At 69.4% G+C, this 23,389-nt stretch carries 26 protein-coding genes; 19 read left to right on the forward strand and 7 right to left on the reverse strand.

All coding sequences use genetic code 11. The features are described 5' to 3' along the window. Positions 1-61 precede the first annotated feature (61 nt). From H4N64_RS30860 to H4N64_RS30895, 8 genes are all read left to right on the forward strand, one after another. The gene (locus H4N64_RS30860) at positions 62-706 is read left to right on the forward strand and encodes an HAD family hydrolase (protein WP_186285728.1); all 645 of its coding nucleotides are present in this window, start codon (positions 62-64) and stop codon (positions 704-706) included. Positions 707-776: 70 nt separating this feature from the next. After that, the gene (locus H4N64_RS30865; protein WP_186285729.1) at positions 777-1,994 is read left to right on the forward strand and encodes an MFS transporter; all 1,218 of its coding nucleotides are present in this window, start codon (positions 777-779) and stop codon (positions 1,992-1,994) included. After that, the gene (locus H4N64_RS30870; protein ID WP_186285730.1) at positions 1,945-3,120 is read left to right on the forward strand and encodes an acetoin utilization protein AcuC; all 1,176 of its coding nucleotides are present in this window, start codon (positions 1,945-1,947) and stop codon (positions 3,118-3,120) included. Before H4N64_RS30865 ends, H4N64_RS30870 begins: the two co-directional genes overlap by 50 nt. A gap of 108 nt (positions 3,121-3,228) precedes the next feature. Beyond that, positions 3,229-4,044, forward strand: coding sequence for a phosphatase (locus tag H4N64_RS30875; RefSeq protein WP_186285731.1), 816 nt, complete (start codon positions 3,229-3,231; stop codon positions 4,042-4,044). A gap of 129 nt (positions 4,045-4,173) precedes the next feature. After that, complete coding sequence (locus tag H4N64_RS30880) at positions 4,174-4,386, forward strand: helix-turn-helix domain-containing protein (RefSeq protein ID WP_004984898.1); 213 nt, start codon at positions 4,174-4,176, stop codon at positions 4,384-4,386. Positions 4,387-4,543: 157 nt separating this feature from the next. After that, positions 4,544-4,642 carry a 30S ribosomal protein bS22 gene (locus tag H4N64_RS30885; RefSeq protein WP_003948845.1) on the forward strand — a complete coding sequence of 33 codons (99 nt, stop codon included), beginning with the start codon at positions 4,544-4,546 and terminating at the stop codon, positions 4,640-4,642. Positions 4,643-4,927: 285 nt separating this feature from the next. After that, positions 4,928-5,989, forward strand: a complete 1,062-nt coding sequence (locus tag H4N64_RS30890) for an NAD-dependent epimerase/dehydratase family protein (RefSeq protein ID WP_186285732.1) — start codon at positions 4,928-4,930, stop codon at positions 5,987-5,989. Positions 5,990-6,003: 14 nt separating this feature from the next. Further along, positions 6,004-7,044, forward strand: a complete 1,041-nt coding sequence (locus H4N64_RS30895; protein ID WP_186285733.1) for a lysophospholipid acyltransferase family protein — start codon at positions 6,004-6,006, stop codon at positions 7,042-7,044. 83 nt (positions 7,045-7,127) lie between these two features. On the opposite strand, the gene H4N64_RS30900 is transcribed toward H4N64_RS30895, so the two are convergent. The 3 genes from H4N64_RS30900 to H4N64_RS30910 all read right to left on the reverse strand — a co-directional run bounded on the left by H4N64_RS30900 (position 7,128) and on the right by H4N64_RS30910 (position 10,661). Beyond that, a complete protein-coding gene (locus H4N64_RS30900) occupies positions 7,128-8,360 on the reverse strand; it encodes a DUF5667 domain-containing protein (RefSeq protein WP_186285734.1) in 1,233 nt (410 codons plus the stop codon). A gap of 233 nt (positions 8,361-8,593) precedes the next feature. Then, a complete protein-coding gene (locus tag H4N64_RS30905) occupies positions 8,594-9,367 on the reverse strand; it encodes an ECF subfamily RNA polymerase sigma factor, BldN family (protein ID WP_186285735.1) in 774 nt (257 codons plus the stop codon). 367 nt (positions 9,368-9,734) lie between these two features. Next, complete coding sequence (locus H4N64_RS30910; RefSeq protein WP_186285736.1) at positions 9,735-10,661, reverse strand: HAD family hydrolase; 927 nt, start codon at positions 10,659-10,661, stop codon at positions 9,735-9,737. A 151-nt stretch (positions 10,662-10,812) separates the two neighbouring features. On the opposite strand from H4N64_RS30910, the gene H4N64_RS30915 reads away from it, so the two are divergent. From H4N64_RS30915 to hemB, 6 genes are all read left to right on the forward strand, one after another. Further along, positions 10,813-11,100 carry a glutaredoxin family protein gene (locus H4N64_RS30915; protein ID WP_186285737.1) on the forward strand — a complete coding sequence of 96 codons (288 nt, stop codon included), beginning with the start codon at positions 10,813-10,815 and terminating at the stop codon, positions 11,098-11,100. A 235-nt stretch (positions 11,101-11,335) separates the two neighbouring features. Further along, positions 11,336-12,100, forward strand: a complete 765-nt coding sequence (locus tag H4N64_RS30920) for a redox-sensing transcriptional repressor Rex (RefSeq protein ID WP_186285738.1) — start codon at positions 11,336-11,338, stop codon at positions 12,098-12,100. After that, positions 12,097-13,800: a glutamyl-tRNA reductase gene (locus H4N64_RS30925; protein ID WP_186285739.1), complete on the forward strand. Its 1,704-nt coding sequence runs from the start codon at positions 12,097-12,099 to the stop codon at positions 13,798-13,800. Before H4N64_RS30920 ends, H4N64_RS30925 begins: the two co-directional genes overlap by 4 nt. Then, the gene (gene hemC, locus H4N64_RS30930; RefSeq protein ID WP_186285740.1) at positions 13,797-14,756 is read left to right on the forward strand and encodes a hydroxymethylbilane synthase; all 960 of its coding nucleotides are present in this window, start codon (positions 13,797-13,799) and stop codon (positions 14,754-14,756) included. The genes H4N64_RS30925 and hemC overlap by 4 nt, the downstream gene beginning before the upstream one ends. After that, positions 14,753-16,453: a bifunctional uroporphyrinogen-III C-methyltransferase/uroporphyrinogen-III synthase gene (locus H4N64_RS30935; protein WP_186285741.1), complete on the forward strand. Its 1,701-nt coding sequence runs from the start codon at positions 14,753-14,755 to the stop codon at positions 16,451-16,453. The genes hemC and H4N64_RS30935 overlap by 4 nt, the downstream gene beginning before the upstream one ends. A gap of 181 nt (positions 16,454-16,634) precedes the next feature. Next, positions 16,635-17,627 (forward strand): porphobilinogen synthase, encoded by a 993-nt coding sequence (gene hemB / locus H4N64_RS30940; RefSeq protein ID WP_186285742.1) that lies wholly within the window; start codon positions 16,635-16,637, stop codon positions 17,625-17,627. Here the strand turns inward: hemB and H4N64_RS30945 are convergent. Then, positions 17,621-18,286, reverse strand: a complete 666-nt coding sequence (locus tag H4N64_RS30945; RefSeq protein WP_186285743.1) for a DUF4232 domain-containing protein — start codon at positions 18,284-18,286, stop codon at positions 17,621-17,623. The two genes, hemB and H4N64_RS30945, sit on opposite strands and share 7 nt — an antisense overlap. 182 nt (positions 18,287-18,468) lie before the next feature. Between H4N64_RS30945 and H4N64_RS30950 the strand changes: the two genes are divergently transcribed. Next, on the forward strand, positions 18,469-19,716 hold the full coding sequence (locus H4N64_RS30950) for a helix-turn-helix domain-containing protein (RefSeq protein WP_336246839.1): 1,248 nt from the start codon (positions 18,469-18,471) through the stop codon (positions 19,714-19,716). Here the strand turns inward: H4N64_RS30950 and H4N64_RS30955 are convergent. Then, positions 19,713-19,853 carry a hypothetical protein gene (locus tag H4N64_RS30955; RefSeq protein WP_186285744.1) on the reverse strand — a complete coding sequence of 47 codons (141 nt, stop codon included), beginning with the start codon at positions 19,851-19,853 and terminating at the stop codon, positions 19,713-19,715. The genes H4N64_RS30950 and H4N64_RS30955 overlap by 4 nt on opposite strands. A gap of 260 nt (positions 19,854-20,113) precedes the next feature. Between H4N64_RS30955 and H4N64_RS30960 the strand changes: the two genes are divergently transcribed. Then, entirely contained in the window at positions 20,114-21,319 is a 1,206-nt protein-coding gene (locus H4N64_RS30960) for an aminotransferase class I/II-fold pyridoxal phosphate-dependent enzyme (RefSeq protein ID WP_186285745.1), read from the forward strand. Here H4N64_RS30960 and H4N64_RS30965 read toward each other — a convergent pair. Both H4N64_RS30965 and H4N64_RS30970 read right to left on the reverse strand, forming a co-directional pair. Continuing rightward, positions 21,316-21,498: a DUF397 domain-containing protein gene (locus H4N64_RS30965; protein WP_186285746.1), complete on the reverse strand. Its 183-nt coding sequence runs from the start codon at positions 21,496-21,498 to the stop codon at positions 21,316-21,318. The two genes, H4N64_RS30960 and H4N64_RS30965, sit on opposite strands and share 4 nt — an antisense overlap. After that, the gene (locus H4N64_RS30970) at positions 21,495-22,322 is read right to left on the reverse strand and encodes a helix-turn-helix domain-containing protein (protein WP_186285747.1); all 828 of its coding nucleotides are present in this window, start codon (positions 22,320-22,322) and stop codon (positions 21,495-21,497) included. The genes H4N64_RS30965 and H4N64_RS30970 overlap by 4 nt, the downstream gene beginning before the upstream one ends. 113 nt (positions 22,323-22,435) lie before the next feature. Between H4N64_RS30970 and H4N64_RS30975 the strand changes: the two genes are divergently transcribed. Genes H4N64_RS30975 through H4N64_RS30985 form a run of 3 tightly spaced genes read left to right on the forward strand, consistent with a single transcriptional unit; the run spans position 22,436 to position 23,389 of the window. Next, positions 22,436-22,864, forward strand: a complete 429-nt coding sequence (locus tag H4N64_RS30975; RefSeq protein ID WP_186285748.1) for an ATP-binding protein — start codon at positions 22,436-22,438, stop codon at positions 22,862-22,864. Between the two features lie 4 nt (positions 22,865-22,868). After that, positions 22,869-23,084 (forward strand): hypothetical protein, encoded by a 216-nt coding sequence (locus H4N64_RS30980; protein WP_186285749.1) that lies wholly within the window; start codon positions 22,869-22,871, stop codon positions 23,082-23,084. An 11-nt stretch (positions 23,085-23,095) separates the two neighbouring features. Continuing rightward, on the forward strand, positions 23,096-23,389 hold the full coding sequence (locus tag H4N64_RS30985) for a type II toxin-antitoxin system PemK/MazF family toxin (RefSeq protein ID WP_336246841.1): 294 nt from the start codon (positions 23,096-23,098) through the stop codon (positions 23,387-23,389).

The following is a 23,389-nucleotide window of genomic DNA, read 5'->3' on the forward strand; positions in this document are numbered from 1 at the left end:
AATTTTTGGGAAAACCCCGCTCCTTTCCGGTGCGGGGTTTTCTGCGTTTAGGCTCTTGGTCATGCGCTATGACCTCGTCATCTTCGACAACGACGGTGTGCTCGTCGACAGTGAGCCCATCTCCAACCGACTGCTCGCCGCCTATCTCACCGAGCTGGGGCACCCGACCTCCTACGAGGACTCCCTGCGCGACTACATGGGCGCGGCCATGCACCGCGTACACGATCTTGTCGAGGAGCGGACCGGGGAGCGGTTGCCGGTGGACTTCGATGATGTCTTTCATGCGCGGGTGTTCGCGGCCTTCGAGCGGGAGTTGAAGCCTGTGGACGGGGCTGTGGGGGTGCTGGAGAAGCTTGCCGCCGATGGGGTGCCGTACTGCGTGGCCTCGTCCGGGAGTCATGAGCGGATTCGGGTGGGGCATCGGACCACCGGGCTGGCTCGATGGTTCGAGGACGGGCGGATCTTCAGTTCGCAGGATGTCGGGCGGGGGAAGCCGGCGCCGGATCTGTTTCTCCATGCGGCCGAGCGGATGGGGGTCGCGCCGGAGCGGTGCGTCGTCGTGGAGGACAGTCCGCTGGGGGTGCGGGCTGCCGTCGCGGCCGGGATGGACGTGTACGGGTTCACGGCGATGACGCCGGCCTCGCGGCTGGAGGGTGCCACTGGACTCTTCGGTGACATGGGGGAGTTGGTCGGTCTGCTGGTCTGACCAAAGCTGAGGGAAATTCATCTTTGGCTGGATCTACCCACGAGTACGCCGGGGCCCTACGCTCGCCGCCATGACTGATGTGCTGCGGCGCGGCAGGGCCTCGCTGGCGTTCAGCTTCTTCGCCCAGGGCGTCGCCTTTGCGCTGTTGGTGACCCGGATCCCGGCCATTCAGGACCGGTACGGCGTCTCCGACGCGCTGTTGCCGGCCTTTCTCGCCGCCGTGCCGATCCTGGCCGGGGTCGGGAGCGTGGCGACCGAGCGGCTGGTGAAGCGGGTGCCGCCGAGTCGGGTGCTGCGGTGGTCCCAGCCGGTCGTGTTCCTGGCGCTGTTGGGCGTGGCGGCGGGGGACCGGATGGTCGAGCTGGGGGTGGCGCTCGGTGCGTTCGGGCTGTCCGTGGGGGCGTTGGACGCCTCGATGAACATGCTCGGGGTGAGTCTGCAGCGGTCGTACGGGCGCAGCATCATGCTCAGTTTTCACGCGGCGTACAGCCTGGGCGGGATTCTCGGGGCCTCGCTGGCGTGGGTGGGGGCGCACTGGGATCTCGCGCTGTTCGTCTCGTATCTGCCCGTCGTTGTGGCGCTGTTGCCGGGTGCGCTTGTGGGCAGTCGGTGGTACGTCGACGGGGAGCCGGTTGGTGTGAGGGACGAGGTGGTGAAGGGGTCGGCGGGCGGCGTCGGGTTCAAGGTGCTGTTGCCGCTGTGTCTGGTGATGACCTTCGCGTACATCGGGGATTCCACGGTCTCCAACTGGAGTGCGAAGTATCTCCAGGACGTGTTGGGGAGCAGTGAGCAGTTGGCGACTGTGCCGTACAACGTCTATATGGTGACGACCCTGTTGGGGCGGGCCATCGGGGACTTCGGGGTGCGGCGGTTCGGGGCCGTGGCCGTGGTGCGGGGTGGGGCGGTGGTCGCCGCGGGCGGGTTCGCCGTCGTGGCGGTGGCGGCTGGGGCCTGGGTGGGGATGCTCGGGTTCACCTTGCTGGGGCTGGGGTTGTGTGTGCTGGTGCCGCAGACCTTTGCCGCGGCGGGGCGGTTGTTCCCGGGGGCGTCCGATGCGGCCGTTGCTCGGCTGAATGTGTTCAACTATGTGGGCTTTTTGATCGGTTCGCCGTTGGTGGGGGCCTTGGGCGATGCGTGGAGTTATCGCGGGGCGATGCTTGTGCCGATGGTGTTGGTGCTGGTGACGCTCGTGTATGCCCGGTCGTTCGAGGCTCAACCGGACCGATACGGTGGCGGGCATGAGCGGCCGCGCACAGCTGATGTGGGACGAGGCAGTAACGGGGTATGACTTCGGTCCGGACCATCCGATGGATCCGGTCCGGCTTGCCCTGACCCGGCGACTGGTCGAGGCCTTCGGGCTCGACCAGGACGTGGATGTGGTCGCGGCGAAGGCGGCGGGGGACTCGACGTTGCGGCTCGTGCACCGGGAGGACTACATCGCGGCCGTGAAGGCGGCGTCGGCGGATCCCGGGGTGGCGGACGGGTCGTACGGTCTTGGGACGCTCGATGATCCCGCGTTCGCGGGGATGCATGAGGTCTCGGCGCTGATCGCGGGGCAGTCGGTGGGGGCCGCGGAGGCGGTGTGGCGCGGGGAGGCGCTGCACGCGGTGAACTTCGCGGGTGGGTTGCATCATGCGATGTCCGGGGGTGCTTCGGGGTTCTGCATCTACAACGACGCGTCGCTGGCCATCGCGCGGTTGCTGGAGCTGGGTGCTGAGCGGGTCGCGTATGTGGACGTGGATGTGCATCACGGGGACGGTGTGCAGGCGGCCTTCTGGGAGGATCCGCGGGTTCTGACGATCTCCCTGCATGAGCATCCTCGGACGTTGTTTCCGCAGACCGGGTGGCCTGAGGAGACCGGGGCGGCAGGGGTCGCGGAAGGGTCGGCGGTGAATGTGGCGTTGCCGGCGGGGACCGGGGACGCGGGGTGGTTGCGGGCGTTTCATGCTGTGGTGCCGGAGTTGATCGCTGATTTTCGGCCGCAGGTGTTGGTGACGCAGCATGGCGCGGATACGCACTTCGAGGATCCGTTGGCGCATTTGGCTGTGTCGCTCGATGCGCAGCGGGCTGTGCAGGTTGCCTGCCATTCGTTGGCACATGAGTACGCCGAGGGGCGGTGGGTGGCGCTCGGGGGTGGCGGGTACGCGGTGGTGGATGTGGTGCCGCGGTCGTGGACGCATCTGGTGGGGATTGCCGCGGGGCGGGAGATTGCTCCGGAGGCTTCGATTCCTGAGGAGTGGCGGCAGGAAGTGTTCGTTCGTACGCGGCAGTTGGCGCCGGTGCGGATGACTGACGGGCGGTGGCCTGTCAGGTGGGGGGACTGGGAGGCGGGGTACGACCCTGCGGACCGGTTGGACCAGGCGGTGCTGGCGGCTCGGCGGGCGGTGTTTCCGTTGCGGGGGCTGCTGGCGTAGGGGGTGGGGCTTTTCGCCCCCCCCAAGCGGCCCCCCGGTTACGCCAACCGTGTGCACTTCCCCCATTCCACCCCGCACCCTCGCCCCCCGCCCGTCAGCATCGCTCCCGTGTTGTCCATCGGTGCTCTGCGTGCTCATCTCGTTGCCGCTCGGTTGGCCGGGGTTGTGGCGACTTCGCGCGAGGAGAGTTTGCGGAGTTATCGGCTCTTCGCGGCTCGGGATCCTCGTGTGTTGATCGGGCTTGATCCTGAATCGTCCTGGGGGCAGCTGGAATTGATCGAGCTCATGGCCGACAGATGCGGGGTTTCCGGCGATCCGTTGCGCAGCGACGGGCATGATGTGATCGATCCCGCACGAACCCTGGTCGCGCTCGACGCCTTCGCCGAGCGGATCGGCGCTGCCGCCCAGCGCGGCGCCCCCGTCCTGCTCGGGACCGGACACCCGCATCGACTGCTCGGTTTCTACGTCGCCTTGGCGGACGCTCTCTCGGCGGCTGGATGTGCCGTACTCACACCGGCGCAGGGTCGCTGTATCGACATAACGACCCGGTTCGGTCTACGTACGTACAACCTTGACTACGTACGAGGAGTCGCGCTCGTACGCGAACCCGGTGCCCCGAGCTCCGGTGGTGAGCCCGGCGCACACACCCACTCGCCGCTCCCGGTTCGTACCGCGCTGGCCGCGGCCGCCGAGGCCGGCGGGCCGTTGCCGGAGCTGGTGATCGGGGATCACGGCTGGGTCTGCGGGGCAGGTCAGCTGGGGTTTGAGGCCATTGGGCTCGCCGATACCGATGACCCCGCGCTCTTCGTGGGGGAGGCCGAGGGGGTCGTGTCCGTCGTCGTTCCACTTGATGACGCTGTGCGGTCTGATTACTACCGGCCGCTTACCCGCTACGTACTCAATCGAGCGTGTCTGTCACAGTAGGCCGCCGATGGGTGCACCTCTTCCCCACTCGCATCACCCGCCCCTACATTGGGGAGTGAGCACGCAGCGACGAAGAGTCACCGGAAGGGGAAGCCGGTGGCCGTCGAGTGCGGAAGGTTCAGGTGTGTCATGGCTGCAGCTGGCGAGAGGCCTCTGAACGAGGTTCAGTTCCTTACCGTGGCGGAAGTCGCCTCGGTGATGCGAGTGTCGAAGATGACCGTGTACCGGCTGGTGCACAGCGGTCATCTGCCCGCGATCCGGGTGGGGCGGTCCTTCCGCGTCCCCGAGCAAGCGGTACACGAGTACCTCCGCGAGAGCTATGTGGGGGTGGAAACCGCCTGACGGCAAAGGGCGTGGGGGGATCCTCAGGGCACCAGCGGATCTCCCCCCGCCGCCTCGATTACGACCTCAGCGCTCGGGCGGGTAGGCTAGCCCCTCGTAGGTCGTGTGGGCCCATGGCGCCCAAACACCGAGTGATGAGAAGTGAGCGAGGGTAGTCGTGGGCTCTGTTATCAAGAAGCGGCGCAAGCGGATGGCCAAGAAGAAGCACCGCAAGCTGCTCAAGCGCACGCGCGTTCAGCGTCGCAACAAGAAGTAAGTTCGCGACGCGAGCCGCGAGAGCATGTGTGGCCCCCCACCGGATCAGGTGGGGGGCCACGCGCGTTCGCAGCCCAGTTGTGCGGTGGGCCGGACTCTGTGCGTATGTCTGGACACCGGCATGGCTTGGTCTGTTCGTACGTCTGTCGCTGTCGTCACTTCGTGCATTGGGTGGTCATCACAGCGCAACATCGACCCGCTAAGTTGGCCGCACACGGGGAACCCGGCAGGGTAACGAGCAGCGGTAGAGCAGGTCTGGACGATTCCTGGAAGGAAGGCGCTGATCTTGGGCAAGATCGTGCTCGTGACCGGAGTGGCCCGTCAACTGGGAGGCCGGTTCGTACGTCGGATCCAGCGTGACCCACAGGTGGACCGGGTCGTCGCCGTGGACGCGGTTGCGCCCGAGCACCATCTGGGCGGCGCGGACTTCATCCAGGCCGACATCCGGCAGCCCACCATCGCGCGGGTGCTGGCCGAGACGGCCGCCGACACGGTCGTACACATGGATGTGACGGGCACGGCGCTCGGCAGTGGCAGCCGGACCACGGTCAAGGAGACCAACGTCATCGGCACCATGCAGCTGCTCGGCGCGTGCCAGAAGTCGCCGACCGTGAAGCGGCTGGTGGTGAAGTCCAGTACGAACGTGTACGGGTCGGCGCCGCGCGATCCCGCAGTCTTCACCGAGACCACCCCGCCGAAGTCCCTGCCCAGTGGCGGGTTCGCCAAGGACACCGTCGAGGTCGAGGGGTATGTGCGCGGCTTCGCCCGGCGGCGGCCGGACGTCGCCGTGTGTGTGCTGCGGTTCGCCAACATCCTCGGCCCGACCGCTGACTCGCCGCTCGCCGCGTACTTCTCGCTGCCCGTGCTGCCGACCGTCTTCGGCTACGACCCGCGGTTGCAGTTCGTGCACGAGGACGATGTGATCGAGGTGCTGCGGATCGCCTCGCACGAGCCCGAGCGGGGCACCCTCAACAGCGGCACCTTCAATATCGCCGGCGACGGAGTCCTGCTGCTGTCGCAGTGTTCGCGACGGCTCGGCCGGCCCACCGTGCCCCTGCTGCTGCCCGCCGTCACCTGGGCCGGCTCGCTGGTGCGCACGCTCGGCATGACGGACTTCTCGCCCGAACAGATCCGGCTGCTCACCCACGGCCGGGTCGTGGCCACGGATCAGATGCGCGAGACCCTAGGCTTCCAGCCGAAGTACACGACCGCGGAGACCTTCGCGGAATTCGCGCGCAGCCGCGGACCCGGACTGCTCCCGCCGGAGGCCCTTGCGGGGGCCGTCGACCGGATCGCCGCGCTGTCCCTCCAGGGCAGCGGTCACCCCCCGACGCAGAGCGCCAACTGAGGAGCGCATCAACGATGGCGGACGCCAAGGTCATTCCGTTCGACGACGACCGGTCCCGCGCGGGCGCCGTACAGCGGCCGGCGCGGCGCCGGAGCGCGGGGAACCGGCGCAAGAGCGCGGAGCCCGCGCTGGTACGTGAGGTCAAGACCCTGCCCGACCGGGCTGCCTCGCAGGATGATGTTCCGGTGACACAGGAGAAGCGGGAGCCGCAGGACGGCGGCCTGGAGCGGCGCATCGCCGGCGGCCTGTCCTTTCTGCGCCGCCGTCTCACCGGGGACTACGAGGTCGACGACTTCGGCTACGACGAGGAGCTGACCGACCAGGTCCTGATGTCGCTGCTGCGCCCGGTGTACGAGAAGTACTTCCGGGTCGAGGTGAAGGGCGTGGAGAACATCCCGTCCGAGGGCGGCGCCCTGATCGTCGCCAACCACTCCGGCACCCTGCCGCTGGACGGCCTGATGATGCAGGTCGCCGTCCACGACAACCACCCGGCGGGGCGTCATCTGCGGCTGCTCGCGGCGGACCTGGTCTTCATGCTGCCGGTGGTCAACGAACTCGCGCGCAAGCTCGGCCACACCCTGGCCTGCGCGGAGGACGCCGAACGCCTTCTCGGCCAGGGCGAGCTGGTCGGGGTGATGCCGGAGGGCTTCAAGGGCATCGGCAAGCCCTTCAGCGAGCGCTACAAGCTCCAGCGCTTCGGCCGTGGCGGCTTCGTCTCGACCGCGCTGCGCCAGGGCGCGCCGATCATCCCGTGCTCGATCGTGGGCGCGGAGGAGATCTACCCGATGATCGGCAACGCCAGGACGCTGGCCCGGGTCCTCGGCTTCCCGTACTTCCCGCTGACCCCGACCTTCCCCTGGCTGGGCCCGCTGGGCGCGATCCCCCTCCCGACGAAGTGGACGATCCAGTTCGGCGAGCCGATCCGCACGGACGGCTATCCACCGGAGGCGGCCGAGGACCCGATGCTGATGTTCAACCTGACGGACCAGGTCAGGGAACAGATCCAGCACACCTTGTACAAGCTGCTGGTGCAGCGCAGATCGGTGTTCTTCTAGGCCATCCTTCGCGGACAGAAGAAACGTTTATACGGCATCGGGGGCGCCCTTCCGAAGAAGGGCGCCCCCGATACGCGTACTGCCTAGTTCGCGTCCTCGCCTTCGATGCCGAGCCCGGGGAGCAGGCCCGGGAGCAGCGGCGGGAGGGTCACATCCGGCTCCGGGAGCGGCATGTCGCCGGTCGACGGAGTCGTACTGTCGGTGCTGTTCAGGGGCGAGTCGAGCAGGCCTCCCGTGCTGCCACCGAGCAGGCCGTCGTCCTCGCTGCCGGAGCTCGCGGACTTGCTGGGGCTCCCGCTGCTGGACTGGCGGCCGTCGGAGGTGCTGATGCCGCTGCTGGGGGCGGTCGAGCGGTCCGTACCGGACGAGCCGGTGGAGGCCGCGCCGGAACCGCCCTGCCACATGCCGTCGCCGCCCTGGGCGGGGAGCTCGGGCAGCAGGGACTGCAGCGGGGCCACTTCTTCGTCTATGGCGTCGAAGACCGACGACACCTGCTCGCCGACGTCGCCGAGCTGGACGGGGAGCCGGTCGCGCAGGGCGCCCCAGGTGCCGCGGTGCGAGCGGGAGAAGGTGGACAGCGCCTGGATGGGGCCGAGGGAGTCCGGGTCGGCCGCATACGCCGCGGAGAGCAGGCGATGGCCCTCGGAGGCGTCGTGATGCATCCCGGACAGGGCGCGGCGGATCTCGCCGAGGGACTCGTGGTCGAGGTGGCCGCTGCGGCCGCGCTCCATCAGCCGACGCGCCTCGCTCAGCCGGGTGGAGGCCTGGTCGAGGAAGACCTGGCCGCGCTCGCTGTCGCCGTCGGCGAGGCCGCGCTTGAAGTCCTCTATGCCGCGCTTGAGGCCGTAGAGCGAGTCGCCGGGCAGGGCGTCACCGCTGGCGGCGGCGACTCCGCCGAAGGCGCCGGCGGCGACTCCGACGCTGAGGCCGCCCGCGGCGAGGCCCTTGGTGAGCCGGGACCGCGGTCGCAACTTGCCCAGCGGACTCGCCCGGTGGGCGCCCCGGGCCCGACGGGAACGCTGCTCGGGTACCGAAGAATCCGCCCCGCCTCCGGAGCCCTCCAGCAGCATGGCCTCCATCGCGGCCACGAGCTGAGCGCGCTGGACGACCTTGACCTCGGGATCCATCTCCGGCTTGGGCAGCTCGCCGAGACCCGACGCGAGGGCCAACAGGCGGCCCTGCTCGGTCTGTTCCGCAGCAGCCGGGGCCGGTGCCGGTCCTTCGGACTGCTCGGCCGCCGTACCCCGGTCGGACTGCTCCTGCAGGGCCTGGGCGAAGGCGTTCGCCCGCCGGTGCGCCGATACGTTCGCGATCACTGGCGGCACCTCCTCTCGTCATGACGGTCGACTCCCCAGGGGGTCCTGAGGGTTGCACGACCTGACCACATCCACACGATCGAGTGATCGGAGACGGCCGGGTAGTGACCACAGGGAGCCTGCATCCCGCACAACGAGCGGCTCGGCACTTGGGTTACGGACGGCGGATGATCGGATCGGGGAGTCAACGGACTTTCACCGAAAGCGAGTTGAGTACTACCGAGCGTATGCGATCAGCGGGCGTCGTCCGGCAGGAGCCGGGCGAGGGTGCGTACGGCGCGGTACTGGAGTGTCTTGATGGCGCCCTCGTTCTTGCCCATGGCGCGGGCGGTCTCGGCGACGGACAGCCCCTGGAGGAAGCGGAGCGTGACGCACTCCTGCTGCTGAGGATTGAGCCGCCGTACGGCGTCGAGCAGAGCCGCATTGGAGAGCGACTCCAGCACCGAATCCTCAGGGGACCGCTCGACCTCGTTGGCGTCGAGCATCTCGCCGGTGGTGACCTCCAGGCGGAAGCGGCTGGACTTGAAGTGGTCGGCGACGAGATTGCGGGCGATGGTGACGAGCCACGCGCCGAAGTCCCGCCCTTGCCAGGTGAAGGTGCCGATCCGCCTAAGCGCCCGGAGAAAGGTCTCACTCGTGAGGTCCTCGGCGGTGGCCTTCCCCCCGACCCGGTAATAGATGTACCGATAAACCGTGTCGCTGTACTGGTCGTAGAGCCGCCCGAAGGCTTCGGCCTCGCCGGCCTGGGCGCGTTCGACGAGATCCATCATGCGGGCGCTGTCGCTGTCAGCGGCCGGACGCCGGGCGGTCGTGGCACCGGCCGAACGCCCCCGTCTGCCGACGGCGGCGCTGCCGTCGGCGAGCGCGTAGCACGGGCCGACGGGGGCGGCGGCGACGGCGAGGGTGGGGACGGCGTACGCGGTGGGGACGAAGCCGCGCAACAGGTCTTGGACCGTTGCGCGCAGCGTAGCCAGGCCCGAGGCGTCAACCCCGACGTGTGGGTACACGGGACTCCCAGAGGCAGAGCTTCCATCACGTGCAGTGCGGGACCGTTCACCCGTCGTAGCGACGGAGAGGTACCGGTTTGCGTCTGAGGAGAATAACGCTTCGTGCAGGCACTGCTACACCCAGTTGCTCAAATCATCGATTACGTCGCTTCTGTAACCGAATGACGGTCAATCAAGTGCCGTATCGTGACCGGTTGTTGATCAGAGGGGGCGTATTTCGGTCGCGCCCGGGGCGTGTTGTGGCCGTGTGCGGCCAAGGGGACTGCACAGAGGGTTGTGGGGGTACGACGTCGGGATTGGCCGGGTTCGGTCGGCGCGGCCCGGGCGCTGCGCGTACCCCACCCGCGCGCGCAGGCCGCCGCAGGTACTACCGGCGACGGCGCGAGAGCGCGATCGCGGCCGCCGTGCCGCCGGCCACCGCGCCGACGCCCGCCGCTGCCGGGATGCCGACCTTTGCCGCCTTGCGGCCGGTGCGGTAGTCGCGCAGGCGCCAGTCCAGTTCGCGGGCGTGCTTGCGGAGCTTCGTGTCCGGGTTGATCGCGTAGGGGTGGCCCACCAGAGAGAGCATCGGGATGTCGTTGTGACTGTCGCTGTAGGCCGCGCAGCGCGACAGATCCAGGCCCTCCGCCGAGGCCAGCGCCCGTACCGCTTCCGCCTTCGCCGGCCCGTGCAGCGGCTCGCCCACCAGCTTGCCCGTGTACACGCCGTCCACCGACTCGGCCACCGTCCCCAGCGCCCCCGTCAGCCCCAGCCGGCGCGCGATCACCTGCGCGATCTCCACCGGCGCCGCCGTCACCAGCCACACCTTCTGCCCCGCGTCCAGGTGCGCCTGCGCCAGCGCCCGCGTCCCCGGCCAGATCCGCTCCGCCATGTACTCGTCGTAGATCTCCTCGCCGATCGACATCAGCTCGGAGACCCGGTGACCCTTCACGATCGACAGCGCCGAGTCCCGTGCGTCCTGCATGTGCTCCGGATCCTCGACCCCAGCCAGCCGGAACCACGCCTGCTGCCAGGCGAACCGGGCCAGATCGCGGGTCTCGAAGAACTTCCGCTTGTACAGGCCCCGCCCGAAGTGGAACAGCGCGGCACCCTGCATCACGGTGTTGTCCAGGTCGAAGAACGCCGCCGCCTGGTCGTCCCCGAGTACCGGGAACTCCGGTTCCTCCTCCGGTGCGGACTCCGGCACGGATTCGGGGACCGACTTGCGCGCTGCCTCCGCCGAGGCCTCGCCTGCCAACACGCTCCGCGCCGTGGCGGAGCGCCTACGGGGAGTGAGCCATCCGAGAGCGGCCATGACGTGAGCATAGCCAGTTTGTTCGGTGCCACCGGAGTCGAGAGGTTTGGAGGCTGTGAACTCTCCGCGACCGTGTCGTTAAAGAACTGATCTGGTCGGCGCGTTGTCCGACGGTTTCCCAGGGGTTCCGGGCGTCTGCCGACGAGCGAGAATGGCCGACATGAGTCCCATCTTTCGCCGCCGCCCGGCCAGGTCGCCCGAGGACCGGCTCGTCACCCTCATCCGCAAACCGGGCTGTCATCTGTGTGATGACGCACAGATCGTCATCGAGAAGGTCTGCGGAGACCTGGGCGTCCCCTGGGAGCAGAAGGACATCACCGAGGACCCCCAACTCCACGACGAATACTGGGAACAGATCCCCGTGGTGCTCGTCGACGGGGAGCAGCACACCTTCTGGCGCGTGAACGAGGACCGCCTCCGCAAGGCACTGACTGACTAGTCCAACTGGTCCGGCCCGTCGCTTAGGATCGATGGAGAGTTGGTCTTGGGGGCGGTATTGATGAGGGAAGTGTGCGGTTTTGCCTCCAGGAGAGATGCGCGTGACCCCGGTCACGTTGGCCGGGCAAATCGGACACCATCTTTGTGCACGCGTTCACAAAGACATAGCCTGCATTCGACGGGGCGGTCTGGGGACGCATGACCGCCTGCAGCCCCGCTCTACCCGCAGGAGCACCGTGGCAACTGGCCGAACTCACCGACCGGCGACCCGTAGCCGAGGGATTCCCGAGGCCACCGTCGCCCGGCTTCCGCTGTACCTCCGCGCGCTGACCGCACTGTCGGAGCGCTCGGTACCCACGGTCTCCTCCGAGGAGCTCGCCGCCGCGGCTGGGGTCAACTCCGCCAAGCTGCGCAAGGACTTCTCGTACCTGGGCTCCTACGGGACGCGTGGTGTGGGTTACGACGTCGAGTATCTCGTGTACCAGATCTCCCGCGAACTGGGGCTGACCCAGGACTGGCCGGTTGTGATCGTAGGTATTGGTAACCTCGGCGCCGCGCTGGCCAACTACGGCGGGTTCGCCTCGCGTGGATTCCGGGTCGCGGCGCTGATCGACGCCGATCCCGCAATGGCCGGAAAGCCCGTCGCCGGGATCCCGGTGCAGCACACCGACGACCTTGAGAAGATCATCGAGGACAACGGCGTCTCCATCGGTGTCATCGCCACCCCGGCCGGTGCCGCCCAGCAGGTGTGCGACCGTCTGGTCGCCGCCGGTGTCACCTCCATCCTGAACTTCGCGCCGACCGTGCTGAACGTCCCCGAGGGCGTCGATGTGCGCAAGGTCGACCTCTCCATCGAGCTGCAGATCCTCGCCTTCCACGAGCAGCGCAAGGCCGGCGAGGAAGCCGCGTCGACCGACGGCACCGGTCCGGTGACCGCCGTCCGCGGCGAGTCCGGCGACAAGGGGCCCGACGGGGACGTACCCGCCGTGATGCCGGCATGAGTCTTCTCGTCGTAGGACTGAGTCACCGCAGCGCTCCGGTCAGCGTGCTGGAGCGGGCCGCGCTGAGCACGGACGGCCAGATCAAGCTGCTCCAGGACACCGTCGCCGCCGAGCCGGCCACCGAGGCCGCGGTGCTCGCCACCTGCAACCGCATCGAGCTGTACGCCGATGTGGACAAGTTCCACGCGGGTGTCGCGGAGCTGTCCACGCTGCTCGCGCAGCACAGCGGGGTCGGGCTCGACGAGCTCACCCCCTACCTCTACGTGCACTACGAGGACCGGGCCGTCCACCACCTCTTCTCGGTGGCCTGTGGTCTGGACTCGATGGTCATCGGTGAGGGCCAGATCCTCGGGCAGATCAAGGACTCGCTGGCCCGGGCGCAGGACCTGCACACCGCGGGGCGCCTGCTGAACGATCTGTTCCAGCAGGCCCTGCGGGTCGGCAAGCGCGCCCACACCGAGACCGGCATCGACCGCGCCGGGCAGTCCCTGGTCACCTTCGGCCTGGAGCAGCTTTCCGGTGGTACGGCGGTGCAGGACTGGGTGCGTGGGAAGAAGGCCCTGGTCATCGGCGCCGGGTCGATGTCGTCGCTGGCCGCGGCGACGCTGGCGCGGGCCGGGGTCGCGGAGGTCGTGATCGCGAACCGTACGGCCGACCGGGCCGAGCGGCTTGCGGAGATATTGAACGAGGGTACGGCCGGGCCGGCTCGTGCGGTGCCGATGGACGCGGTGGCCGATGAACTGACACGTGCCGATGTTGCGGTGTCCTGTACCGGGGCTACGGGGTTGGTGCTCGGCGCCGAGGCTGTTGCTGCCGCTGTCGGAGGGCGGGTGCCGGAGGGGTCGGACGCGCAGCCCGGCGCGGACGGGGTGCCGCCTTCTTCGGCAGCGGGCGCCACCCTGGGCGGCGCGAATGCCCGCAGCCTGACGGGCCCCGTCACCGAAGAGAACTGCCCCCTCGACCTTGCCGCCATCCAGACCGGCTTCTCCGTGATGGGGGAAGCAGCCGTCGCCGGCATGGACGCGGCCACTCTGGAGCAGCACGCCGCCTGGGTGGACAACGGCATCCCGCGTCCGCACAGCCCCGCCGATGAGGCCGATGCCATTGCCGCGCTCGCGGCTGCCGCAGCGGCCGTCGGACGGATCCCCGAGCGTCGTAGGCCCGAGCCCGTCGTCGAGGCGCCGCGGCCCGAGCCCGTGCTGTATCTGCTCGATCTCGCCATGCCGCGGGACATCGACGCGGCCGTGCACCGGCTGGGCGGGGTGCGGCTGGTGGACATCGAGTCGCTGGCCGAGGCTTCGGCGGACGCTCCCATGGCGGCCGACGTCGACCAGGTGCGTCGTATCGTCTCCGACGAGGTCGCCGCATTCGGGGCGGCGCTGCGGGCCGCGCACATCACGCCGACCGTGGTCGCGTTGCGGACCATGGCCGCCGATGTGGTGGCTGGTGAGATCGCCCGGCTCGAAGGACGGCTGCCGGGGCTCGACGACAAGCACCGCAGCGAGATCACCCAGACCGTGAAGCGCGTCGTGGACAAGCTCCTGCACGCGCCGACCGTACGGGTCAAGCAGCTCGCGGCCGAACCCGGCGGCGCCGGGTACGCGGACGCGCTGCGGACCCTGTTCGACCTCGACCCCGAGACGGTGGCCGCCGTCTCCCGGGCCGAGGACAGCACCGAGAAGGACCGAGGGCCGGCATGAAAGACAAGGCACTGAGGCTCGGGACCCGGCGGAGCAAGCTCGCCATGGCCCAGTCCGGGCAGGTGGCGGACGCCGTGAGCCAGGTGACCGGGCGGCCCGTGGAGCTCGTCGAGATCACCACATACGGCGATGTCTCCCGTGAGGCGCTCGCCCAGATCGGCGGCACGGGTGTGTTCGTGACCGCCCTGCGCGAGGCGCTGCTCAAGGGCGAGGTCGACTTCGCGGTGCACTCCCTGAAGGACCTGCCGACCGGGCAGCCCGACGAGCTGGTGCTGGCCGCCATCCCGGTGCGCGAGGACCCGCGGGACGTGATCGTCGCCCGGGACGCGCTGAAGTTCACCGACCTGCCGCGTGGGGCGCGCATCGGTACGGGTTCGCCGCGCCGCATGGCGCAGCTGAACGCGTATGCGCGCGGCCACGGTCTGGACATCGAGACGGTCCCGATCCGGGGCAATGTCGACACGCGGATCGGGTATGTGCGGGACGGTGAGCTGGATGCCGTCGTGCTCGCCGCCGCCGGACTGAACCGCATCGGCCGGATCGACGAGGTGACCGACTTCCTGTCGGTCGACACGGTTTTGCCCGCCCCCGGCCAGGGGGCTCTGGCGATCGAGTGCGCCGCGGACAACGCGGACCTGATCGCCGCGCTCGGTGAGCTCGACGACCCGTTCACGCGGGTCGCCGTGACTGCCGAGCGGTCACTGCTCGCCGCCCTGGAGGCCGGTTGCAGCGCCCCTGTGGGCGCGCTGGCCGACCTTCTGGCCGACGGGCAGATTGTCAAGGAAATGCGCCTGCGGGGCGTCGTCGGCACGACCGACGGCACTCGTACGGTGCAGCTGTCCACCACCGGTCCCGTGCCCGAGACGCACGACCAGGCGCTGGCGCTCGGTCGCGAACTCGCCACCGAGATGCTTGCCCAGGGCGCGGCCGGTCTGATGGGGGAGCGAGCACATTGAGCCCCACCACCCTTCCCACCGGCCTCGAACACGGGCACGTCACCTTCCTCGGTGCCGGACCCGGGGATCCGGGACTACTGACTCTGCGCGCCGTGGAGGCGCTGGCGAACGCGGACGTTCTCGTCGCCGAGCACGAGGTGCTCGACGTCGTCCGCGTGCACGCCAGGTCGGGCGTCGCCGTAGTGAACCCGGATCCTTCCGCGGATCCAGGTCCGGACACAGGCACGCCTCAGCTAGCGGTTGTTGACGGCACGTCAACAACCGCTGGGGCACCCGCTGTGCGGGATGCCTCACATCTTGTCATGGAGGCCGCGCGGAGCGGCAGGCGGGTCGTGCGTGCGGTGTCCGGGGACCCCGGGCTCGACGCGTACGCCGCCGGGGAGATGCTGGCGTGCGCCGCGGCGGGGGTGCCCTTCGAGGTCGTCCCCGGTGTCGCGGCCGCGGTCGGTGTGCCCGCGTACGCCGGTGTGCCGCTGCGCGACGCGCAGGGCGCGGACGTGCGGTTCGTGGACGCGCGGACGGCGTCCGACCGGTGCTGGACGGAGGTGGGTGCCTCCGACGGCACGGTGGTCGTCTCGACGACCCTCGACTCCGTCGCCGCCGCTGCCGGTGAGCTGGTCGCCGCCGGGCGTAAGCCCGATACGCCCATGACGGTCACCGTCGCCGGTACCACCACCCGGCAGCGGACCTGGACGGCGACGCTGGGCACCATCGCGCAGACGCTGAAGCAGGCCAAGGTGCTGCCCTCGCCCGAGGGCGGGCGGCCGGTCATAGCCGTGGTCGGTGAGCGTTCCTCCGCCGCCCAGCGCGACCAGCTGTCGTGGTTCGAGTCCAAGCCGCTCTTCGGGTGGCGGGTGCTCGTGCCGCGCACGAAGGAGCAGGCGGCTTCGCTCTCCGACCAGCTTCGGTCGTACGGGGCCGTGCCGCACGAGGTGCCGACGATCGCCGTCGAGCCGCCGCGGACGCCTCAGCAGATGGAGCGCGCGGTCAAGGGCCTGGTGACCGGGCGGTACGAGTGGATCGCCTTCACGTCGGTCAACGCCGTGAAGGCCGTGCGGGAGAAGTTCGAGGAGTACGGGCTCGACGCTCGGGCGTTCGCCGGCATCAAGGTCGCCGCGGTGGGGGAGCAGACGGCGAAGGCGCTGATCGCCTTCGGCGTGAAGCCCGATCTGGTGCCCTCCGGGGAGCAGTCGGCCGCGGGCCTGCTGGAGGACTGGCCGCCGTACGACCCCGTCTTCGACCCGATCGACCGGGTGTTCCTGCCGCGGGCCGATATCGCCACCGAGACGCTGGTCGCGGGTCTGATCGAGCTCGGGTGGGAGGTGGACGACGTCACGGCCTATCGGACCGTGCGGGCGTCGCCGCCGCCGGCGGAGACCCGGGAGGCGATCAAGGGGGGTGGCTTCGACGCCGTTCTCTTCACGTCGTCCTCCACCGTGCGGAACCTGGTGGGTATCGCCGGCAAACCGCACAACGTGACCGTGATCGCCTGTATCGGTCCGGCGACCGCGAAGACCGCCGAGGAGCACGGGCTGCGGGTGGATGTGATGGCTCCCGAGCCGTCCGTCCACAAGCTGGCCGAGGCGCTGGCCGACTTCGGTGCCAGGCGTCGGGCCGCGGCCGTGGAGGCGGGGGACGCGGTGACCCGGCCGAGCGAGCGGCGGCCGGGGGCGCGTCGGCGGCGTACGACGACCTGAGGGTGACGGTCGGCTGGGGCGGCAGGGTGTTGGTGCCTGGTGCCGCCCCAGTGGCATGTCCGCTTCCGGGTGCCGTGGATGTTGACCATCGGGGGTGTACGGAGGGACGGTGTGGGTTGGCCGCTGAGGGCCGACATCGCGTCGGCATCGGGGGTGTCGGGGCGGGCGTAGCGTAGGTGGTATGACGACGTATGGATCATTTCCGGGGACTCGGCCTCGGCGGTTGCGGGGTTCTGCTGTCATGCGGCGGATGGTTGCCGAGACTCGGTTGCATCCGGCCGATCTGATCCTTCCCGCCTTTGTCCGGGAAGGCGTCAGCGAGCCTGTTCCCATTGCCAGCATGCCCGGCGTTGTGCAGCACACTCGGGACAGTCTGAAGAAGGCTGCCGCCGAGGCCGTTGCCGCCGGGGTTTCCGGGATCATGTTGTTCGGGGTGCCGGAGGAGAACAAGAAGGACGCCTTCGGGACCCCGGGGACCGATCCTGAGGGGATTCTGCAGGTCGCCCTCCGGGATGTCCGTGCCGAGGTCGGGGATGAGCTTCTCGTCATGTCCGACCTGTGTCTTGATGAGACCACCGATCACGGGCACTGTGGCGTGCTCGACGATCAAGGGCGCGTCGACAATGACGCCACCCTTGAGCGGTACGCCGAGATGGCTCAGGTCCAGGCCGACGCCGGGGCCCATGTCGTCGGGCCCAGCGGGATGATGGACGGGCAGATCGGGGTCATCCGGGATGCCCTTGATCAGATCGGGCGGGAGGATGTCGCCATCCTCGCCTACACCGCCAAGTACGCGTCCGCGTTCTACGGGCCCTTCCGGGAAGCCGTTGCCTCCTCGCTGCAGGGCGACCGCAAGACCTATCAGCAGGACCCCGCCAACGTCCGGGAGTCCATGCGGGAGTTGGCCCTCGATCTGGAGGAAGGGGCCGACATGGTGATGGTCAAGCCTGCCGGGCCCTATCTCGACATCCTCGCGCGCGTCGCGGATGCCGTGGACGTTCCGGTCGCCGCCTATCAGATCTCCGGTGAGTACTCCATGATCGAGGCCGCCGCCGAGAAGGGGTGGATCGATCGGGATCGAGCCATTCTGGAGACGCTCACCGGGATCAAGCGGGCGGGTGCGCGGAACATCCTCACCTACTGGGCGACCGAAGTGGCCCAGAAGCTTCAGTAGGCCAGGGCGTCCTCCGCCTCCGACTGCCAGTACGTCACCGACAGCGTGCTGTCGTAGTACATGCCCTTCGCCGGCAGCGCCGGAGTCGCGGAGGCGCCGCCCGAGCTGTTCGGGGTCGTGCCCTGGAAGGCGACCGTCAGCTTCTTGCCGGTCATGCCGCCCTCGCCGCTGCCGTCGGCCGCGCTGAGCAGGACGCCCGCGTAGCCGGAGGCACCCGGGTCGAGGGTCGGTACGGCCTGCGGCTTGCTGTCCGCCATGGCCTGCGGAACCCACTGCATCTCGTCGAAGCGGAGCACCGGGTAGTACATCAGCGAGCACGGCTTCGCGCCGGTGTTGGTCACCGTCAGCAGCATGTGGTTGAGGGGGCGGGACACCGGCTGGGCGGTGACCTTCGTGTTCGAGCCGTTGCAGATGGCTACGTCCGACGCGGCCGGCTCGTCGGTCCGGCCCGACTGCTCGGTTCCGGAGGACGGCTGCTTCGTCTCGGTCGAGCCGGCCGGCTGCTCCCCGTTCGAGGGCTGCTGCGTGGTCGTAGAGGCCGTCGGCTTCGACGCACCCTCGTCCTGGGTGCCGGTGCCGTTCTCACATGCGGTGAGGGCGAGCGTCGCGAGGGTGGCGCCTGCGGCGGCGAGAAGGCGGGCGTGGCGGAAGGTGCGCATGTCTGGATTCCTTGTCCTTGTCAGCGGGTCGGCTGTGGATGAGGAGAGCTTGTGCGATCTTTTGTCCCGGGCGCAGTACCCACCGGGGGATACGGGACGCTGGAACGCCCGCAACGGGTCTGACCTGGGGAAACACCCTTCCCCTGGAACGGGGGAGCGGGATGACGGGGGATGGAGGAATGGTGTCCGAGGGCACTTCCGGTGAGGGATTCGCCGCGCTTCTGCGGGAGTTGAAGGACCGTTCCGGGCTCAGCTACGGGGTGCTCGCCAAGCGGCTGCACATGAGTACGTCGACGCTGCACCGGTACTGCAACGGGGACGCCGTACCGACGGACTACGCGCCCGTGGAGCGGCTCGCCCGCCTCTGCAAGGCCTCGCCGGAGGAGCTCGTGGAGCTGCATCGGCGGTGGGTGCTGGCGGATGCGGGGCGGGGCCGCAAGTCGGTGGAGGAAGCACCGGGCCCGGCGACCGAGGCGCCCGAGGACGAACTCCCGCCCACCGACCCCGAGTCCGTCGACTCCAAGCTCTCCGACCCCCCTTCCCGCCCCCGCCGCCGCACCGCCGGCCTCGTCGCCGGAGTCGCCGTGGCCGCCGTCCTCGGAGGCGTCGCCTTCGCGGTGAACCCCCTCTCGGACAGCGGCCACCAGAGCGACGACGGTCGCCGCGGTCCCGTAGGCGCCGCCGCCTCCGGCGAGGTCTCCTCCCCGCCGGAGGCCGAGACCTCGCCCTCCAAGTCCCCCACGAAGGAGGAGAAGGAGACCGCCCCTCCCGCCTCCCCCTCCGCCACGAGCCCTGCGAACGGCGGCGGGCAGGAGGCCGACGCCGATCCGCTGCTGACCGTGAACACCCGGCCGTACACCTGGGAAGACCCCTGCTCCCAGCACTACTTGATCGACGAGGAGCCGGCGAAGGTCCCTCCGCCGCCGTTCCAGCAGGACGCGCCCGCCTGGGTGGCCGCGGTCGGGGGTGTGTCGGCGAGGGAGCAGTTGGTGACGATGACCGTGCAGGGCACCGGTGAGGAGACCGTCGTCCTCGACAGTCTGACCGTGAAGGTGGTCTCCAAGGACACGCCCCTGGCCTGGAACGACTACACCATGGGCGTCGGCTGCGGCGGTGATGTGCCGACCCGCCCCTTCACCGTCGCCCTCGACGCGGCCCGTCCGGTCGTCGTGGCGGCGGCCGGGCAGCGGGACCTGCCGTTCAAGGTGAGCGAGTCCGATCCTGAGGTCTTCCGGATCACGGCCGACGCCTCGGCGTACGACGTGCGGTGGTATCTGGAGCTGGCCTGGTCCAGCGGCAGTCGGCACGGCAAGCTCGTCATCGACGACGGCGGCAAGCCGTTCCGTACGAGCGGCAACAACGGCCGAGCCGGGTACGAGTTCCCGCTCGGCGGCGAGAAGTGGATCCCGTCCGGCGGAGGCGGCGCCTAGGGCGTCTGCCGGACGCTTGTCGACGGGCCCTCGTCGCGCAGGCCCTCGCCGTCCTCGCATCCGGTGAGCGCGCCCAGCAGCCCGCCCATGAGCACGAGGGCGGCGAGCAGCCGGGCGGCGGGGCGGCGTGCGGACATGGGCGGGCCCTTTCGGTGGTGGGTTCCGGGGAGGGCTTCAGCCTGTGCGATGAGCGGCCGCGGCCGCCAGACCCAGCCGCGGATTCGGGACGTGGGACGTCTGGAACGGCCGTTGACCTGCGACGACTTCGGGTCCCGGGGGCCCGGGACGGGACATAGATCGCGGAGTTCGGCCGTCCGTATCGCGGAAAGCTGCTTGTAGGCGCCACTTAGTTCCCTAAGGTGCGGGCAAGAGTCGCCTTTGCCTTCTAGGAGCCGTCGTGACCGTCGTCGAGCCCGCGCCGTCCCGCCCAGCCCCCGTTCCGCCGCTCGCCGCGCGGGCCCGGTCCATCGGGGGTTCGCCGGTACGGGACATCCTGGCCGTCACCGCGCGGCCCGAGGTGATCAACTTCGCGGGCGGGCTGCCGGCGCCGGAGCTGTTCGACGTGGAGGGGATCGCGGCGGCCTACCGGGCGGTGCTCGCCGAAGTGCCCGCGCAGGCGCTCCAGTACTCCACGACCGAGGGCGAGCCGGAGCTGCGGGCCGCGCTCGCCGCGCGGATGTCCGTGCGGGGGCTCGCCACCGACGCCGACGACGTCCTCGTCACCACCGGCTCACAGCAGGCGCTGTCCCTGCTCGCCACCGCGCTGCTCGAACCCGGCGACACCGTGCTGGTCGAAAGCCCCTGCTACCTGGCGGCACTTCAGGCCTTCGGCTTCACCGGCGCACGCGTCGTCGCCGTGCCGGGCGACGAGGACGGCGTCGACCCCGCCGCGCTGGAGGCACTGGTGGTCCGCGAGCGGCCCAAGCTCCTCTACACCGTCCCCACCTTCCAGAACCCCACCGGCCGCACCATGCCCCCCGCCCGCCGGGCCTCCGTCGCCTCCGTCGCCGCCCGGCACGGACTGTGGATCGTCGAGGACGACCCGTACGGCGAACTGCGCTTCGAGGGCGAGCGCGTGCCGTGGATCGCCGCACACCCGGGCGCCGAGGACCGTACCGTCCTGCTCGGCTCCTTCTCCAAGGTCATGGCACCCGGACTGCGCCTGGGCTGGCTGCGCGCACCGGCCGAACTGCGCCGCGCCTGCGCCGTCGCCAAGCAGGCCGCCGATCTGCACACCCCGACCGTCAACCAGCTGGCGGCTGCCCGCTACTTGGCGGACCGGGACCTGGACGCCCACGTGGCCCGAGTGGCGCGCGTCTACGGCGAACGGCGCGATGCCATGCTCGCGGGCCTGGCCGAGGCTCTTCCGCCCGGCTCGACCTGGAACCGTCCAGAGGGCGGCATGTTCCTCTGGGTCCGGCTGCCTTCGTCGTACGACACGACCGAGCTGCTGCCGCAGGTTGTGCGGCAGGACGTCGCCTATGTGCCGGGGGCACCCTTCTACGCCGGTGAGCCCGACCGTTCGACGCTGCGGCTGTGCTTCGTCACGGAGACGCCGGAGCGGATCGGGGAGGGGCTGCGGTGGCTGAGTGCGGGGCTTTAGCGCAGGGAGGCGGTGAAGGCGGCCCAGGTGGTGGGGGTGAGGCGGAGGGTGGGGCCCGTTTCTTCGGGGTTCTTGGAGTCGCGGATGTGGATAGTGTGGGGGCAGACGGCGACTTCGAGGCATTCGCCGCCTTCGCTGCCGCTGTAGGTCGACTTGAACCACTGAAGTGCGGTGCTCATTGCTCTCCTAGCAGACGGTCCAGCAGGCTCCTCGACTCCAGTGGGGACAGGGCCTGTGCTCGCAGCATCGCATACTTGCGAGCGAGCCTGGACACCTCATCTGCGTCGGAAACCCACTGGCTGCCACGTTGCCCCTCGATGTAGGCGAGGTGCTGGTGGTCCGGGGTTTCCAGGAGGACGAAGGGGCCGTCCAACCCGGCGTGGGACCTGCTTGTCATCGGCAGGAACTGCAGTGACAGACACGAGAGTTCAGCGCACGCGTGCAAGTGGTGCAATTGTTCCGCCTGCACCGCGGGGCCGCCGAGTCCCATGTGTAGCACCGGCTCCCACACCACGAAGCTCAGTGTCGGCGGGTTCCTGGAGTTTAGGATCTCCTGGCGTTCCAGACGTCCCGCGACCCTGGCCTCGATCTCCTCCTCTGCGTAGGCCGGAATCCGTTCCCGGAGTACGGCTTCAGCGTAGGCACGCGTCTGAAGGAGGCCAGGCAACGCCTGATTGGCATAGAGGGACAGCGCGATCGCCTCCCGCTCATGCTCCATGTACAGCTCCGCCCACATCGGGAACTGGTCGATCTCCGGCAGGTTGGCCACCCCCACCGACAACATCCCCTTGGTCTGAAGCACCTCGTCCAACAGCGCCGCCAGATCCGGCTTCAGGCTGCGCCTCCCCTGCTCGATCGACGCGATCGTCTCCTCGTCGACCTTTACCAGCGCAGCCAGTTCGCTCTGCGTGTACCCGGCGCTGCGGCGAGCCGCGGCCAGTTGCTTGCCCAGCATCTTCATCGAGGTCAGGTTCTTCGGCCGCGGCGGCCTCTTCGCGCTCATGCTGGTCTCAATCCCCCGGAGCAGGCGTACGTCACCGGTGAGGAACCCGTACAAAATATCTGTACGGGTTCACTCGCTGATCCACGCTAGTGACTCTGCGCGACATTCGTGCCGTGAATACAGAAAGCCAACTCCCTTACCAGCGTGAGCAGCTCTATCGACGGGACCGTCGATCCGTCGCCGCAGCCAGGCGGTTGGCCTCGTGGTCGCTGCACTACTGGGGGCTCGGCGCATGGGCGCGGGCCCACGACGTGTCGCTGTGCGTGAGCGAGCTGGCCACCAACGCACTCCTGCACGGCGCGCCGCCCGGACGCGGGTTCCTGCTGCGCATCCGGTACGACGGCGACGTGCTGCGGGTGGAGGTGCACGATAGCGGGTCCGAGTGGCCGTTGGCCGCGGAGCGCGGTGACGAGGGCGGGCGGGGGCTGTTCGTCGTCGAAGCGCTGGCCGACAAATGGGGCGTGGGGCGGCGGGATCCCGGCAAGGTCGTGTGGTGCGAGTTCGGAATGCCAATTGGTGGGCCCGATCGCTGGTATAACTAATGGTATGGCGACCAGTAAGCTCACCGTGACGGTGCCGGACGAACTCCTTCAGGCGGCGCGTGAGGCGGCGGACGGCAACCTCTCGGCCTTCGTCGCGCGGGCCATAAGAGATCAGCTGTTGCGCGATGCCATGATCCTCTACGCCGAGGACAGTGCTCGCATCGGCGACGACCTGGACGACCTGTACAGCGCGGCGGAGGAAGACCTGTGCGACAACTGAGGCGTGGGCAGGTGTGGACGGTTCCCACCGTGGGACGGGACCGTATCGTGGTCGTCGTCCAGAACGACCATGTCGCCGAGCTGCATCCGGGCGCGGTTCTGTGCGCGCTCCTCGACACGTCGGGGGAGCGCCGGGAGTCGCTGGTCACCGTACGGGTCACGGCGCCGGTGCGGGGCGTGGTCCTTGCGCCGGACCTTTACAACTTCCGCCTTACGCGGTTTGAGCAGGGCAAGTACCACGGAGACGTACCCGACGAGCAGATGGAGCGCGTCGACATCGCTTTGCGGGCCGTGCTCAGCCTGTGA

The organism is Streptomyces cupreus (genome assembly GCF_014257025.1).
GTDB classification, from domain to species: Bacteria; Actinomycetota; Actinomycetes; order Streptomycetales; family Streptomycetaceae; genus Streptomyces; species Streptomyces cupreus.